The organism is Marinobacter sp. SS8-8 (assembly GCF_030540945.1).
GTDB lineage: Bacteria > Pseudomonadota > Gammaproteobacteria > Pseudomonadales > Oleiphilaceae > Marinobacter.
In genome coordinates, this window is the sequence record NZ_JASSVN010000008.1 from 103,214 (window position 1) to 120,313 (window position 17,100).

Genomic DNA, 17,100 nt, shown 5'->3' on the forward strand with positions numbered 1-17,100 from the left:
CAGGGTCGAGGCTAGCGATGTTCAGAAAACTCAATGTATACGTCAGCGTGATTGCTTTTGGGTTGTTCTCCGGCCTGGCCAACGCGGTCACGCTGGAAGACGTGTCGTTTTCGTCGCTACCGGGCGAGCGGCTTGAAGTAACGCTGGAATTCGATGGGCCGCCGCCGGAACCCACCGGTTACACCATTGAGCGCCCCGCTCGCATCGCGGTCGATCTGAGGGGCACGATCAGCGGTCTGGACAGTCGCAGCATTCCCCTGGGCTCCGGGAACGCCCAGAGCATGACGGTGGTGGAAACCAGGGACCGGACACGGCTGATTTTCAACCTCGTTGAGCTGGTTCCTTACGACACGGTTCGCAGGGGTGATTCACTGGTTATGACTATTGGTGGCGAGGCAGGGGGCAAGGCTCAGGGTGCCGTGGCGGGCGCGCCTGATTCGTCCTCCCGGGGTGGCTCGGGAGCATCGGGTTCTTCTTCGGCCAACGCCCTTGGCGGTGTGGATTTCCGTCGTGGCAAGGAGGGCGAGGGCCGGGTTGTTGTCGATCTGGGCAGCTCCGGCACGCCTGTGGATTTGTCGGAACGGGCCGGCAAAATCCGGCTGACCATGGGTGGGATTACCGTTCCTGCCAACCTGCGTCGCCGGCTGGACGTTACGGATTTTGCAACGCCGGTTACCCGCATCGATACCTTTATCGAGGATGGCAATGCAGTGGTCGAGATCAGCCCGCAAGGAAACTACGATTACATTGCCTATCAGTCCGGCAGCCAGTTCACGGTCAGTGTGGAAAAGCTTACTGAACAGGAGGCGGAGTCACGCCGTGAAGAGAAATTCCCGTATACCGGCGAGAAGCTCTCACTGAACTTTCAGGACATTGAGGTTCGTTCGGTTCTTCAGCTGATTGCGGATTTCACGGGCCTGAACCTGGTTGCCAGTGACACGGTGGGCGGCAGCATTACGCTTCGTTTACAGAATGTTCCCTGGGACCAGGCTCTGGATCTGATTCTGAAGACCAAGGGGCTCGACAAGCGGCAGATCGGTAACGTGCTGTTGGTGGCTCCGGCGGATGAGATCGCTGCCCGGGAAAAGCTGGAGCTGGAAACCAATAAACAGATTGCAGAGCTGGCGCCGGTGCGGCTGGACATTGTTCAGGTCAACTACGCCAAAGCGGCGGATATTGTTGCCTTGATCAAGGAAGATCAGGAGTTGATTTCAGACCGCGGATTTGTCTCCTCGGATGTTCGCACCAATACCATCAGTGTTCGTGAAAGCACGGACAAACTTGACCAAATCCGTCGGCTGGTGTCTACCTGGGATGTGCCGGTACGGCAGGTATCCATTGAGGCGCGAATTGTCCGGGCCCAGACCGATGTGGCGGAGGATCTCGGTATTCGCTGGGGGGGTGCCGCTTACAATGTGAGCGGCAATAATGTATTCACTGTTGGTGGCTCGCAGCAATCCCTGCAGGAGGCACGTGATGCTGCGGCAGGAAACAGCAGTACAATCACCTTTCCGGGTGCGCTGGCGGTCGATCTCGGCGTGAGCGGTGAAGGCACTTCCTCCTTTGCCATTGGCTGGGGCAGCGAAGACTTCCTGGTTGATCTGGAGCTGTCTGCTCTGGAGAGTAATGGTCAGGCCGAAGTGGTTTCACAACCTCGGGTTGTCACCGCGGATCGCCAGACCGCGTCTATCAAATCGGGTGAGGAAATCCCTTACCAGCAAGCCGCTTCCAGCGGTGCGACAGCGATATCTTTCAAGGAAGCCGTGCTCTCTCTTGAAGTGACGCCGCAAATCACCCCGGATGACAAGATTATTATGGATCTGATGGTCAACCAGGACTCTCGTGGGGAAGTGACCGCCGGTGTTCCCTCGATCAATACCAACCAGGTAACCACCCAGGTTCTGGTTGGCAACGGTGAGACGGTGGTGCTGGGTGGTATCTTCCAGTCGCAAGTTGCGACCCAAACCACGAAGACCCCATTCCTTGGGGATATTCCCTACCTGGGTCGTCTTTTCAAGCGTACCGAGAAAATCGATGAGCGCAGTGAGCTGTTGATTTTCATAACGCCCAAGATCATCAAGAGCGATCTTGTCCGGTAACCGGGACCCCGGAAAAAAGCCGCCGCGTGGAACCCGGCGGCTTTTTTGTGCGCGAATTTCCCACGGGCCGGGTACGGAACTTATGCAGGCACCGGCCCTGTGATATTCTCACCCGCCTGAACAAAACTGAGCGGAAGTTATGTCTTTGCCAAAACGCGTTGTCCTCGTTGGGCCCATGGGAGCCGGGAAAAGCACCATTGGTCGGATGCTCGCCAAGGAGCTGGGCTATCGTTTTCTCGATTCGGATCGCATTATTGAGCAGCGTTGCGGGGCCAACATACCGTGGATTTTTGATGTTGAAGGTGAAGATGGGTTCCGTCAGCGGGAAACGGCGATGCTTGACGAATTGTCGAATGAAAACAACACTGTGCTCGCGACCGGAGGTGGTGCGGTGATGCGGCCTGAAAACCATCCCCTGCTTAAAAAGGATGCGATGGTGATCTACCTGAAAGCGTCAATTGAGCAGCAGGTAGAGCGCACGCGGAAAGATCGTAACCGGCCATTACTGCAGAATGATGATCCGGAAGCCGTCCTGAGACATCTTTTCTCGATCCGGGATCCGCTGTATTCAGGCCTGGCCGACATCATCATGTACACAGATCGCAAAAGCCCGAGGCTTGTGGTTCGACAGCTGGTTAACCGGCTGAATCCAAGAACTCCGCGCCACAAAAGGCAGATCCGGAAGGAAGGTCGTAATCATGTCTAACCTGCTTCGTGAACTTTCGGTTGAACTGGGGGATCGCAGCTACCCCATTTTTATTGGTCAGAACCTTCTTGGCACCTGGGACCTGTCGCGTTTTGTTGGCGGCTCCCAGGTCATGATTGTGACCAATGAAACTGTCGCGCCCCTGTATCTCGAGAGTGCGAAAGGCTGCTTTCCCGGGAAGCGTATTGATACAGTTGTTCTGCCCGATGGCGAGAAATTCAAGGACTGGCAGACTCTGAACCGGATCTTTGACGGTCTGCTGGAGCAGCGGCATACCCGGAAAACCACGCTGGTCGCGCTTGGAGGCGGGGTTGTCGGCGACATGGCAGGCTTCGCCGCGGCTTGCTATCAACGGGGGGTTCCGTTTATCCAGATACCGACCACGCTACTGTCACAAGTGGACTCCTCCGTAGGTGGTAAAACCGGAATCAATCACCCGTTGGGTAAGAACATGATCGGTGCTTTCCATCAGCCACAGGCCGTCCTGGTTGATGCCGGAAGCCTGCAGACCTTGCCCGCACGTGAAGTATCGGCCGGCCTCGCTGAGGTAATCAAGTACGGGCTCATCCGGGATCTGGATTTTCTTGCCTGGCTTGAAGGCAAGGTGGACGCTCTCGTCGCCCTCGATCCCGAGGCGCTTGCAGAAGCCATTTACCGGTCCTGTGCCTGCAAGGCGGAGGTTGTTGCCCTGGACGAGCGTGAAGGTGGTCTGAGGGCGATACTGAATCTTGGCCACACCTTTGGTCATGCCATAGAGACCTTCGCCGGTTATGGCAACTGGCTGCACGGAGAGGCGGTGGGTACGGGCATGATCATGGCAGCGGAGCTTTCCGCCCTTGAAAGTATGATCTCACGGGCCGACTGCGACCGGATAACCCGTCTTATTCTGAGAGCCGGGTTGCCCGGCAAACCTCCGGTCGGGATGACGGCGGATGATTTCATGAGTCTGATGGCGGTAGACAAAAAGAATGTCGACGGGCAGCTCAGGCTTGTTTTGCTCCGCTCAGTTGGTGATGCCGTTGTAACCTCCGAGGCAAACCCGGAAAACCTGGCATCGACCTTTGCCCGCTTCTGCAGCCCGGAATGAGATCACGGTAATGACTTCGTTGATGTTTCGTGGCTTGTGGTAAAAGAATAGCAGACAAGGAAGACCCGTGACCGAGGAACGCTTGAACAGTCTTGATGGCGGTGGCCTGTTTCCCAGGCTGCAGCAACGGTATGGTCTGCGCGCCAACCCTCTGGAAATGGAAACGCCGTTTTTTCCGGATGCCATGCGTCATCATGCGCTGGAAGCTTTGCGCCACCTCTGTGGGTTTGGCGACATGGCGCTTTTACTCACCGGTGCCGCAGGATCCGGCAAGAGCCGATTACTGGCGGAGCTGGTGCGAAGCGAGTCATCCCGGGTTGACTTTCACCGGATTCCCGCTTCGGCATTAACCAGTGCTCAGGCCCTTGTCAGAGACCTGAAAACGATTGCGAAGTCGGGAATGGGGTCGGATGGGAATCCCCGGGATCTTGTTTACCGTTTCTTTAAATGGTCCGAATCCCGGGTTCGCAAAGGCCAGCGGATGGTGTTGCTGATTGACGATGCTGATCGGGCGCCAGTGGAATTGCTCAGACTCATTCTTTCTGCCTATCTGGCGTCGGAACGCGGGTCTTCAGCGGTTCCGGTTTTCTCGGGAAGCGACAACCTGGTCGAGATGTTGGCACTTGATGATGCGTCTACATCGGTTCACCAGATTCATCTGCGCCCGCTGACGAAAGACGAAGTCGTTGCCTATCTTGAACCGAGAGTTCACGCGGCGGGCGGGAAGACCAGTGAACTGCTCAGTCCCGTGCGGGTGGCGAACATTCATGCTCTGAGCCAGGGCAGCTTTTCGGGGCTTAAGCGGGTAACGCCAGGAGTCTGGCTGGATATGGTAGCCACATCGCCTGCGATGCGTGCTCAGGGGCTACCCTGGAAGCGCATCGGCTGGCCGGCGCTGGCGCTGTTGCTGCTCGCTGGCTCGTGGTGGTTTGTTTCCCGTCAGTACGATGAGTCGATGGCTGAGGAGTCAGTGAAGGTGCCTGAGCGAGTCCGCAAGAGCATCACCATTGGCCCTCAAACCGAGGCTGTCGAGCCTCTCCCTGAAGCTGAAACCCTGTTGACGGAGGCTGAAGCAGAGCCGGACGCTGTTCAGTCAGTGCCCGAGCCCGAGCCCGAGCCCGAGCCCGAGCCCGAGCCCGAGCCCGAGCCCGAGCCCGAGCCAGAGCCAGAGCCAGAGCCAGAGCCAGAGCCAGAGCCAGAGCCAGAGCCAGAGCCAGAGCCAGAGCCAGAGCCAGAGCCAGAGCCAGAGCCAGAGCCAGAGCCAGAGCCAGTGTCAGTGTCAGTGTCAGTGTCAGTGTCAGTGCCAGCGTTTACCCCTGAAAATCCGGAGTATTTTGTACCCCTTGAGCAGGTGAAGGCCCGTGAAGGGTGGACGATTCAGCTTGTGGCCGGCAACCTGGAGCAAACGGCACTTAACATCGTAGAGCGCCACTCACAGCTCGGTGAAATCGTTTACACCCTTGGCGAAAGACAGGGTCAGCCCTGGTTTATGGTATTCTATGGCGAGTTCCCCACCCGAGAGGCGGCGAATGAGGCGGTATCCGATTTACCCCAGGAGCTGGTTTCCCGGTCGCCGTGGGTTCGGTCAATCGACAGTTTGCAGTAGCGCCTTATCTGGTGCTAACTCATTGTTCCATAACCTGTCCGTTGGAAATTCCGTTTTTCGGCTCCCCACAATAACTCAACTCCGATTTGAGTACGTATTTCTACGCGTGTAAAATAGCCAGCCCCCATTTTCAGTGTCAAAGGGTGGTTGTGCGGCTGCGCGCAAAGTAACTCTTTGATTGAAAAGAATTTTTACGCGAGAGAGCGCTTATGATGACAGGTTTGTATCATCCCGACGAATTCAGGGACAACTGCGGGTTCGGTCTGATTGCCCATATGAAGGGCCAGGCCAGCCACAAGTTATTGCAAACTGCCATCGAGTCTCTGACCTGCATGACCCACCGAGGTGGTATCGCTGCAGACGGCAAGACCGGCGATGGCTGTGGCTTGCTGATCCAGAGCCCGGACGGCTTCCTGAAGAAAGCCGCCAAGGCAGCTTTTGGCAAGGAACCAGGTGATCTTTTTGCCGTGGGTCAGGTATTCCTGAGCCCGGATGAAGTCAGGGCTGCCGCTGGTCGGGATGCTATTGAAAAGCGGCTGACCGAACAGGGTCTGGAGATCCTTGGCTGGCGTGAAGTGCCGGTGGATGACAGCTGCCTTGGGCCCATGGCTCTTGATTGCCTGCCCCGGATTGAACAGGTGTTCGTGGTTCCTGCCGGCAAGGAGGAGCGTGAGTTTGCGATCAGCCTGTTCGTGGGTCGTCGCCACGCCGAGAGCGACATGGCGGATGATCCCGAGTTCTATATCTGCAGCCTTTCCCATCGGACCCTGGCCTACAAGGGCCTGATGATGCCGGCGGATCTTGCTAATTTTTACCGGGATCTGGGCGATCCTGACCTGGAGACCGCGATCTGTGTTTTTCACCAGCGTTTCTCCACCAATACCATGCCCAAGTGGCCGCTGGCCCAGCCGTTCCGGTATCTGGCCCATAATGGTGAGATCAACACCATTGATGGCAACCGAAACTGGGCCATTGCCCGCGCTGCCAAGTTCAGCTCGCCGGAGCTTCCGGACCTGCAGACCCTGCAGCCGCTGGTTAACCTCACTGGATCTGACTCGTCCAGCATGGACAACATGCTGGAAGTGCTGCTCGCTGGTGGTGTAAACCTGTTTCGCGCGGTCCGGATGATGATTCCCCCGGCGTGGCAGAACGTCGACAGTATGGATTCGGAACTCCGGGCGTTCTATGAATACAACTCCATGCATATGGAGCCCTGGGATGGCCCCGCGGGTCTGGTTATGTCTGACGGCCGCTACGCCGTCTGTATGCTGGACCGTAATGGCCTGCGGCCCGCTCGCTGGGTCATTACCAAGGACGACTTTATTACCCTGGCCTCTGAAATCGGAACCTATGGCTACCAGCCTGACGATGTTGTGGCCAAGGGGCGGGTCGGACCGGGCCAGATGCTGGCCATTGACACCGAATCCGGCGAAGTCCTGCATACCCGGGACATTGACCAGCGCCTCAAGGCCGCGCAGCCCTACAAACGTTGGCTACGTGAGAATGCGCTGCGCGTTGAAACCACTCTGAACCAGGATACACCTGACTTCAGGCTGATGGATGCCGACGAGCTGCTGGTTCACCAGAAGATGTTCATGGTGTCCTTTGAGGAGCGTGATCAGGTTCTCCGTCCGCTGGCCGAGAATGGTCAGGAGGCGGTGGGCTCCATGGGTGACGATACCCCGATGGCGGTTCTGTCTAGCAGGGTCCGCCACGTGGCGGACTACTTCCGGCAGAAATTCGCCCAGGTCACCAACCCGGCGATCGACCCCCTGCGTGAGGCGATCGTTATGTCCCTGGAAACCTGTCTGGGTGCCGAGCGAAACGTATTCGAGGAAACCGCAGACCACGCGGACCGGATCATCCTGACCACCCCGGTTCTGTCGCCGGCGAAATTCCTCAAGATTGCCAACAATGACCGGCCTGGTTTTGAGGTGGCGCAGATCTCCATGAGCTACCGTCCGGAGCAGGGTCTTGAACAGGCTATCCGCCAGGTTTGCGGGCAAGCCGAGCAGGCGGTACGCGATGGCAAGGTGCTGCTGGTGCTCACGGACAAGGACTTGAAGGAAGGCGAGTTGCCCGTGAACGCCATGATGGCGACTGGCGCCGTTCACCACCATCTGGTCCAGCAGGGTTTGCGCTGCGACTCCAACATCGTCGTGGAAACCGGCTGGGCCCGGGATCCCCATCATTTCGCCGTGCTCTTTGGCTTTGGCGCCACGGCGGTCTATCCATACCTTGCCTATCAGGTCTTGAATGATCTGATCCGCACCGGCGAGTTACTGATGGATCCGATCGATGCCAAGAACAACTATCGCAAAGGCATTAACAAGGGTCTGTTGAAGATCCTGTCCAAGATGGGTATCTCGACCATCACCTCCTACCGTGGAGCCCAGCTGTTCGAGGCGGTCGGCCTTGCCGATGAGGTTGTGGACCTGTGTTTCCCAGGGGTGCCCAGCCGTATCCAGGGTGCCGGGTTCTATGATTTCCAGCAGGATCAGGAACAGTTGGCCACCGTTGCCTGGAAGCCGCGCAAGCCCATCTCCCAGGGTGGACTGCTGAAATACATTCATGGCCAGGAGTACCATGCCTTCAATCCGGACGTGGTGGGCAAGCTGCAGGAAGCGGTTACCAGAGGCGATTACGGCCATTACAAAGAATACGCCGGACTGGTGAACGAGCGCCCGGTGGCGACTCTGCGTGACCTGTTGGGGTTCCGCAAGGACCTCAAGCCGATCGCCCTTTCCGAGGTGGAGCCGGTTGAGAATATCTTCCCCCGCTTTGACTCCGCGGCCATGTCCCTGGGCGCACTGTCGCCGGAGGCTCATGAGGCTTTGGCTGTTGCCATGAACACGCTTGGCGGCCGTTCCAACTCCGGCGAAGGTGGGGAAGACCCTGCCCGTCATGGCACCGAAAAGCGCTCAAAGATCAAGCAGGTTGCCTCTGGCCGTTTTGGTGTCACCGCGGAATACCTGCGCAGTGCCGATGTTATGCAGGTCAAGGTGGCTCAGGGTGCGAAGCCGGGTGAGGGCGGCCAGTTGCCGGGTGGCAAAGTCAACGACCTGATCGCACGCCTGCGCTACTCGGTGCCCGGCGTAACGCTGATTTCGCCGCCACCACATCACGATATTTACTCCATTGAGGATCTGGCCCAGTTGATCTTTGATCTCAAACAGGTCAACCCGCAGGCCCTGGTGTCTGTGAAGCTGGTGTCCGAGCCGGGTGTCGGTACCATCGCGGCCGGTGTTGCCAAGGCATACGCAGACCTGATTACGGTTTCCGGCTATGATGGCGGCACGGCGGCAAGCCCGCTGACGTCGATCCGCTATGCCGGCTCTCCGTGGGAGCTGGGGCTGACGGAAACCCAGCAGGCGCTTCGGGCCAACGATCTTCGCGGCAAGATTCGCCTGCAGACCGATGGTGGCATCAAGACCGGTCTGGATGTTGTGAAAGGTGCAATCCTTGGTGCCGAGAGCTTTGGTTTCGGCACCACGCCCATGGTGGCGCTGGGCTGTAAATACCTGCGCATCTGTCACCTGAACAACTGTGCAACCGGTATTGCCACCCAGAATGACTACCTGCGTGAAGAGCACTTCAATGGCACGGTGGAAATGGCGATGAATTTCTTCCGTTTCGTTGCCGAGGAAACCCGTGAATGGATGGCGAAACTTGGCGTGCGCACTCTCGAAGAGCTGGTCGGACGTGTGGATCTGCTGGAGCGGCTGCCGGGCGACACCGAGCGACAGAAGAAGCTGGATCTCACTCGCCTGTTGTCTAATGACCACATTCCGGCGGACAAGCCACAGACCTGCCAGGTGGAGCGGAATCATCCGTTCGACAAAGGTACGCTGGCGGAGCAGATGGTTCAGGATACCGCTTCGGCGATCAAGGAAAAGAGTGGTGGTGTCTGGCCCTACCGGGTAACCAACTGCGACCGGTCCATTGGTGCCCGCCTGTCCGGTGAAATTGCCGCGCTGCACGGCAACCAGGGCATGGTCGATGCGCCGATTACCCTTAATCTTACCGGCACCGCTGGCCAGAGCTTTGGTGTCTGGAACGTGGGTGGCCTCAACCTGGTCCTGGAAGGCGATGCCAACGACTATGTCGGCAAGGGCATGACTGGCGGCAAGCTGGTTGTGAAACCTCCCCGTGGCAGTGCCTTCAAGACCCAGGAAACCTCGATTGTCGGCAACACCTGCCTGTATGGCGCCACCGGCGGCAAACTGTTTGCGGCAGGAACGGCAGGCGAACGTTTCGCGGTTCGTAACTCTGGCGCTCACGCTGTTGTGGAAGGTACCGGGGATCACTGTTGTGAGTACATGACTGGCGGTCTGGTCACCGTTCTCGGGTCTACCGGGCACAACTTCGGTGCCGGCATGACCGGTGGCTTTGCCTATGTGATGGATATCAACAACACCTTCGTGGACAAGTACAACCACGAACTGGTGGAGATTCAGCGGATTTCCAGTGAAGACATGGAGTCATACCGCAATCACCTGCGAGGTGTTATCCGGGAGCACATCTCGGAAACCGGCAGTGAGTGGGCTGGGCACATTCTAGAGAATTTCGACGACTACATCGGCCGTTTCTGGTTGGTGAAACCCAAGGCTGCCAACCTCCGAAGCCTGCTGGCCAGCACCCGGGCGCGCCCGGAATAAGGCGGTGGGCAGAACAGGGTTTGGGGTGCGCAGCCTGACGGCCGCCCCTCGTCGAAATTGAGTTGATGAGAGCATCAAAATGAAAGAACGACTGAGTAACGACTTCCAGTTTGTCGAAGTTGGGCGGATTGACCCGAAAAAGGTGCCGGCCAGGAAGCGAAAGAAAGAGTTTGGTGAGATTTACCACCCGTTTACAGCGGACCATGCCGCCTCCCAGGCCCATCGTTGCCTGGAGTGTGGCAACCCCTACTGCGAGTGGAAGTGCCCGGTTCACAACTACATCCCGAACTGGCTCAAGCTGGTGTCCGAAGGAAATATCATGCGCGCGGTGGAGCTGTGTCATCAGACCAACTCCCTGCCCGAGGTCTGTGGCCGCGTGTGTCCCCAGGACCGCCTGTGTGAAGGCGCCTGTACCCTGAACGACGGTTATGGTGCGGTGACCATCGGTTCCGTGGAAAAGTACATCACGGACACCGCCTTTGCGCTGGGGTGGAAGCCGGATATGTCCGCAGTCAAGTGGACAGACAAGAAAGTCGCAGTCATCGGTGCCGGACCCGCTGGTCTGGGTTGCGCTGATGTGCTGGTCCGCAACGGCGTAAAGCCAGTTGTGTTCGACATCTATCCGGAAATTGGCGGTCTGCTGACTTTCGGTATCCCCGAGTTCAAGCTGGAAAAGTCGGTCATGACCCGTCGTCGCAAGGTGTTCGAGGCGATGGGTGTGGAATTCCGCCTGTCCACCGAGGTTGGAAAAGACGTCCAGCTGCAGGACATTATCGGCGAATACGATGCCGTCTTCATGGGCATGGGCACCTACACCTACATGAAGGGTGGTTTTCCGGGTGAGGATTTGCCAGGAGTCTACGATGCGCTGCCGTTCCTGGTCTCCAACGTCAACCGTCGCCTGGGCTTTGAAAAAGATGAGTCGGATTTCATCGACATGAAAGGCAGGCGTGTCGTTGTTCTCGGTGGCGGTGACACCGCCATGGACTGCAATCGCACCTCCATCCGTCAGCAGGCTGAAAGTGTGACCTGTGCCTACCGTCGGGACGAGGAAAACATGCCGGGCTCCCGCCGTGAAGTGGCCAATGCCAAGGAGGAAGGTGTGAAGTTCCTCTTCAACCGGCAGCCGATCGCCATCCTGGGTGAAGATCGGGTTGAAGGTGTCAAGGTGATCCAGACGCGACTGGGCGAGCCCGATGACAACGGCCGCCGCCGTCCGGAAGTGGTGCCGGGCAGTGAGGAAGTGATTCCGGCGGATGCCGTTCTGGTTGCTTTCGGATTCCGTCCCAGCCCTGCCGAGTGGTTCGATGAACTGAAGGTGAACACCGACGATTCCGGTCGCGTGACCGCCCCCGAGGAAGCCGAGTTTGCCTTCCAGACCAGTAACGCGAAAATCTTCGCCGGCGGCGACATGGTCCGCGGCTCGGACCTGGTCGTAACCGCTATCTGGGAAGGGCGCCAGGCGGCCGAAGGTATCATGGATTACCTGGAGATCTGATTGCCGGATCGATCCGGACATGGGGTCAGGTGAAAGCCTTCATCTGACCCCCGGTTCACCTGGTTTCTCTCCGACGCCTTCCAATTGACCCGACACCTTTCCAATTGACCTAAACCGCGTATCATTACCTCCCAGAAATTTCGTTTCCCAGACCAGGAGTTGCCATGACCGAGCTGAAAAATGACCGTTTCCTGCGCGCACTGATGCGCCAGCCCGTTGACCGTACTCCGGTATGGATGATGCGACAGGCAGGGCGATACCTGCCGGAATATCGAGCGACACGGGCGAAGGCCGGGGATTTTCTCAGCTTGTGCAAGAATACTCCGCTGGCCTGTGAAGTCACCCTTCAGCCTTTGGAGCGATACCCCCTGGATGCGGCTATCCTGTTCTCGGACATTCTGACCATTCCGGATGCGCTGGGGCTGGGTCTTTACTTTGAAACCGGGGAAGGCCCCAGGTTCCGGAATACTATTCGCTCTGAGGCAGACGTTGCGGCACTGCCGAAAATCAACGCCGAGGTGGATCTGGACTACGTCATGAACGCAGTATCCACCATTCGCGGCGCCCTTAATGGCACCGTGCCTCTGATTGGTTTCTCCGGCAGCCCCTGGACCCTGGCGACTTACATGGTCGAAGGTGGCTCCTCCAGGGATTTCCGGGAAGCCAAGAAGCTGATGTATGGCCGGCCGGAGGTGATGCATCGCCTGCTGGACCATCTGGCGGATGCGGTTATCGACTACCTGAACGCTCAGATCAGGGCTGGTGCCCAGGCAGTGCAGGTATTTGATACCTGGGGTGGCGTGCTCAGCAGCTGGGCCTATGAAGAGTTCTCGCTACGCTACATGAAGAAAATCGTCGACGGCCTGATTCGCGAGAACGATGGCCGCCGGGTGCCGGTGATCCTGTTCACCAAGAATGGCGGTCAGTGGCTGGAATTGATCGCGGACTCTGGCGCAGACGCCGTTGGTCTTGATTGGACCACGGACATCGGTAACGCTCGCGCCCGCATCGGTGATCGGGTCGCCCTCCAGGGCAACATGGACCCGGCCATGCTGTACGCGCCGCCTGAGCGGATTCGCCAGGAAGTGGCGGATATCCTGCGCCGTTATGGCTCCGGCACCGGGCATATCTTCAACCTTGGCCACGGAATTACACCGGACGTGGATCCGGAGCACGCCAGGGCGTTCATCGAGGCGGTTGTAGAATTGAGTCCGGAGTATCACCGCTGAGCCTTGGAGTTTTTTTTCCCCTAGCCTGAGGGCTTTGCAGGTGAGGCCGTTGTGGGGCCCTTTCCAAAAAACGCTACAGGCACTTCCCTGTGCGCTTGTTTCCGGCCATCCATGGCCTCCAACATTTTTGGAAAGAGCCCCACAACGGCCTCTACCTCACAGCGGCGATATATCTTCCTAACAATCGACCACTCCAAAACTCCTCTGGATGCATCCTTCTGTCCGGTCTATAGTCAGGTAAAACAGGATCGGTAAACAGGAGTAGCCACTTGCCCACCAAAACTCCCGAAAAACGCCGGTTTCACCGGATCGAATTCGATGCGCCCTGCGAGCTTCACTGTCTGGAGACCGTCTGGACCACCGAGGTGCTGGATATTTCCTTGAAAGGCGTTCTCGTAAAACGGCCGGAGGGGTGGGATGTGCCTTTGAGGCAGCCGTGTGAGGTGATTATTCACCTGGATGATCATGAGGCAGGTATTGTTATGGCGGTTGAGCTCAGGCACGTGGAGCCGCACAGGCTTGGCTTCAAATGTCAGTACATTGACCTTGATAGCGCTACCCACCTCAAACGTCTTGTTGAGCTTAACCTTGGTGATCAGGCGTTGTTGGAGAGGGAGTTTGCTCATCTCATTGATTAGGCGGGTTTTGTCGGATTACGTCTTCGCCTAATCCGACCTACGTTGCGGGTCAAAAGCTAAGAGATATGAGGGTGGGACTATTACTGCCAAGCATGCAGGACAGGATGGCTTTTCTATTTCCAAAAATGTTGGAGGCCAGGGATGGCCGGAAACAAGCCCACATGGATGTGCTCGTAGCGGTTTTTGGAAATAGAAAAGCCATCCTGTCCGTCAACTCCCAAGACAAGATACTCAGAGATCTTCCAGAGCCGAGAGCGCGTCACTGAGCTTGGTCACCGGAATCACTTTCATGCCCTCGATGGCCTTGCGGGGGGCATTGGATTTGGGCACCAGTGCCCGGGTAAAGCCGTGCTTGGCGGCTTCGTAAATGCGCTCCTGGCCGCTGGGGACCGGTCGGATTTCGCCGGAAAGGCCGACTTCGCCAAAAATCACCAGATCCTGGGGCAGGGCGCGGTCGCGGAAGGAGGAGACAATCGCGGCCAACAATGCCAGGTCGGCGCTGGTTTCATTCACCTTCACACCGCCGACCACGTTCACGAACACATCCTGATCAGATACATGCATGCCGCCGTGACGGTGCAATACGGCGAGAAGCATCGCCAGCCGGTTCTGGTCCAGGCCAACCGCCACGCGTCTCGGATAGCCGCCCTGGGCCATGTCCACCAGTGCCTGGATCTCCACCAGCATGGGCCGGGTGCCTTCCCAGACCACCATCACCACGCTTCCCGGGGCCGCGTCCTCGCCGCGGTTCAGGAATATCGCGCTGGGGTTTTTCACTTCCTTCAGCCCCTGTTCCAGCATGGCGAATACGCCCAGCTCATTCACCGCGCCAAACCGGTTCTTGATGCCGCGAAGTGTGCGGTAGCGGCTGTCGCTGGAACCTTCCAGCAGGATGGAGCAGTCGATCATGTGCTCCAGAACTTTCGGGCCGGCCAGGCTGCCGTCCTTGGTGACGTGCCCGACAAGGAACAGGATGGTGCCGGTCCGCTTGGCAAAGCGGGTCAGGAAAGCGGCGCTTTCGCGTACCTGGGACACGCTGCCGGGGGCTGATTCAATCTCTGCCACGTGCATCACCTGAATACTGTCCACCACCAGAATTCGAGGCTTTTCCGCTTCCGTTACCTGCATCACCCGCTCAACTGAGGTTTCAGACAGCATCTTCAGATCTTTGGTGGGCAATCCCAGCCGCTTGGCCCGCATGGCGACCTGCTGCACGGATTCTTCACCGGTGACATAAAGCGCGGGGACGCTGGCGGCCAGATGGCATACGGCTTGAAGCAGCAGGGTACTCTTGCCGGCGCCAGGATGGCCGCCCATCAGGACTGCCGACCCCTCCACCAGGCCGCCACCGAGAACCCGGTCGAACTCCTGCATGCCGGAACTGATACGAGACTGCTCGGCTAGGCTGACGTCGTCCAGGCTCTGGACTTCCGACAGGCTGCCGGCAAAGCCCTCGAAGCGGGCGCCACGAGCGCCTTTGGTGCTGCTGACACCGCGGACTTCGCTGATGGTATTCCAGGCCTGGCAGGCGGTGCACTGGCCCTGCCATTTGGAGTAGTCGGCACCGCATTCGGTGCAGACATAGGCGGTTTTTACTTTGGCCATGGCGATCTCAGGGGATAATGGATGAAAGCGGGGGCAGATGTGAAAACGGGGTTGAAAACGGGGTCAGATGAAAGCTTTCATCTGACCCCTCTTTTACTAACCTCAGGCCAGCTTCTTGTACTTCATGCGTTTGGGCTGCATTGCGGAATCGCCCTTGCGCTTCTTGAAGTCCTCATCGTACTCCGTGAAGTTACCCTCGAAGTACACCACGTCCCCATCGTCCTCGAACGCCAGGATGTGGCTGGCTACCCGGTCCAGGAACCAGCGGTCGTGCGAGATCACCAGGGCAGAACCCGGGAAGTTGAGCAGGGCTTCCTCCAGGGCACGCAGCGTTTCCACGTCCAGATCGTTGGTGGGTTCGTCCAGCAGCAGCACATTGCCACCTTCCTTCAGCAGTTTGGCCAGGTGCAGGCGGTTACGCTCACCGCCAGACAGGTCGCCGACCCGCTTCTGCTGGTCGCTGCCCTTGAAGTTGAAGCGCCCCACATAGGCCCGGGATGGGGTCTCATAGTTGCCAACCTTGATAATATCGTTGCCGTCGGAGAGTTCCTCCCAGACGGTTTTACTGCCGTCCAGGTCGCGCATCTGGTCCACGTAGGCCAGTTCCACGGTTTCACCGACGGTAATGGTGCCGGAATCCGGTTGGTCGAAACCCGCGATCATCCTGAACAGGGTCGATTTGCCGGCGCCGTTACCACCGATAATGCCCACGATGGCACCGGGCGGTACGCTCAAGGACACATCTTCATACAGCAGGCGGTCGCCGAAGGACTTGCTGATACCGTCAACCTCGATCACTTTGTTGCCCAGGCGTGGCCCGGGCGGAATGTACAGCTCGTTGGTTTCGTTGCGCTTCTGGAATTCCTGGGAGCTCATCTCCTCAAAGCGGGCCAGGCGGGCCTTGCTCTTGGACTGACGGCCCCTGGCGTTGCTGCGCACCCATTCCAGCTCCTGTTTGATGGCTTTCTGGTGAGAGGCTTCCTGTTTGGATTCCATCTCCAGGCGTTTTTCCTTGTTCTCCAGCCACTGGCTGTAGTTGCCTTCAAACGGAATGCCGTGGCCTCGGTCCAGTTCCAGGATCCAGCCGGCGACGTTGTCGAGGAAATAGCGGTCGTGGGTGATGGCAACCACGGTGCCCTCGTAATCGTGCAGGAAGCGCTCCAGCCAGGCCACGGATTCGGCATCCAGATGGTTGGTGGGCTCGTCCAGCAGCAGCATGTCAGGCCCGGAAAGCAGCAGACGGCACAAGGCAACACGCCGGCGCTCACCACCGGACAGCACTTTTACCTGCTGATCCCAGGGTGGAAGACGCAACGCGTCTGCGGCGACTTCCATTTTGCGCTCGATGTCGTGGCCGTCCGTAGCCTGGATGTAGGCCTCCAGTTCGCCCTGCTTCTTGGCCAATGCGTCGAAATCGGCGTCCGGTTCAGCATAGGCTGCGTAAACCTGGTCCAGTTCGGCCAGTGCGTCATGAACGCCGGAAACCGCCTCGTCGACGATCTCTTTGACCGTTTTGTCCTCGTCCAGCTCCGGCTCCTGGGGCAGATATCCCACGTTGATGCCGGGCTGCGGGCGGGCTTCACCGATGTAATCCTGATCCACGCCCGCCATAATGCGGAGCAGGGTGGATTTACCGGCACCGTTGAGGCCCAGTACGCCGATCTTGGCGCCGGGGAAGAAGCTTAACGAGATGTCTTTCAGAATCTCGCGCTTGGGCGGGACCACTTTGCCCACCCGGTTCATGGTGTATACGTATTGGGCCATACTGGCGTAAACCTCTTGATATAACAGGTTCGTGAATTCGAATACTGGTGGCTCGGGCGGCGGGGCTGGCCTTCCGGGATACGCTGTGAATACGTCCATGTACGCTCGGCAAAATCATCCCTGATTTTGACGATCCCGGAAGGCCAGCCCCGCCACCCTTGATCGGAGCTCGTGTTATTGATCCGGTAAGGTAACGAAACGCACCAGTGA

General features: G+C 58.2%; 10 protein-coding genes. 8 read left to right on the forward strand and 2 right to left on the reverse strand.

The window, feature by feature from the left end:
* Positions 1–17: 17 nt before the first annotated feature.
* From pilQ to QPL96_RS10290, 8 genes are all read left to right on the forward strand, one after another.
* Positions 18–2,099 carry a type IV pilus secretin PilQ gene (gene pilQ, locus QPL96_RS10255; protein WP_303287337.1) on the forward strand — a complete coding sequence of 694 codons (2,082 nt, stop codon included), beginning with the start codon at positions 18–20 and terminating at the stop codon, positions 2,097–2,099.
* Positions 2,100–2,238: 139 nt separating this feature from the next.
* Positions 2,239–2,805, forward strand: coding sequence for a shikimate kinase AroK (gene aroK, locus QPL96_RS10260; RefSeq protein ID WP_303287282.1), 567 nt, complete (start codon positions 2,239–2,241; stop codon positions 2,803–2,805).
* Complete coding sequence (gene aroB, locus QPL96_RS10265) at positions 2,798–3,892, forward strand: 3-dehydroquinate synthase (RefSeq protein WP_303287283.1); 1,095 nt, start codon at positions 2,798–2,800, stop codon at positions 3,890–3,892. Before aroK ends, aroB begins: the two co-directional genes overlap by 8 nt.
* A gap of 67 nt (positions 3,893–3,959) precedes the next feature.
* A complete protein-coding gene (locus QPL96_RS10270; protein ID WP_303287284.1) occupies positions 3,960–5,498 on the forward strand; it encodes an SPOR domain-containing protein in 1,539 nt (512 codons plus the stop codon).
* A 209-nt stretch (positions 5,499–5,707) separates the two neighbouring features.
* Positions 5,708–10,156: a glutamate synthase large subunit gene (gene gltB / locus QPL96_RS10275; RefSeq protein WP_303287285.1), complete on the forward strand. Its 4,449-nt coding sequence runs from the start codon at positions 5,708–5,710 to the stop codon at positions 10,154–10,156.
* Between the two features lie 79 nt (positions 10,157–10,235).
* On the forward strand, positions 10,236–11,654 hold the full coding sequence (locus QPL96_RS10280) for an FAD-dependent oxidoreductase (RefSeq protein ID WP_303287286.1): 1,419 nt from the start codon (positions 10,236–10,238) through the stop codon (positions 11,652–11,654).
* Between the two features lie 164 nt (positions 11,655–11,818).
* Positions 11,819–12,883, forward strand: coding sequence for a uroporphyrinogen decarboxylase (gene hemE / locus QPL96_RS10285; protein WP_303287287.1), 1,065 nt, complete (start codon positions 11,819–11,821; stop codon positions 12,881–12,883).
* Positions 12,884–13,152: 269 nt separating this feature from the next.
* Complete coding sequence (locus QPL96_RS10290; protein WP_303287288.1) at positions 13,153–13,521, forward strand: PilZ domain-containing protein; 369 nt, start codon at positions 13,153–13,155, stop codon at positions 13,519–13,521.
* 231 nt (positions 13,522–13,752) lie between these two features.
* Here QPL96_RS10290 and radA read toward each other — a convergent pair whose 3' ends face one another.
* Both radA and ettA read right to left on the reverse strand, forming a co-directional pair.
* On the reverse strand, positions 13,753–15,126 hold the full coding sequence (gene radA / locus QPL96_RS10295) for a DNA repair protein RadA (RefSeq protein ID WP_303287289.1): 1,374 nt from the start codon (positions 15,124–15,126) through the stop codon (positions 13,753–13,755).
* Positions 15,127–15,228: 102 nt separating this feature from the next.
* Positions 15,229–16,890: an energy-dependent translational throttle protein EttA gene (ettA, locus tag QPL96_RS10300; RefSeq protein WP_303287290.1), complete on the reverse strand. Its 1,662-nt coding sequence runs from the start codon at positions 16,888–16,890 to the stop codon at positions 15,229–15,231.
* Positions 16,891–17,100 lie beyond the last annotated feature (210 nt).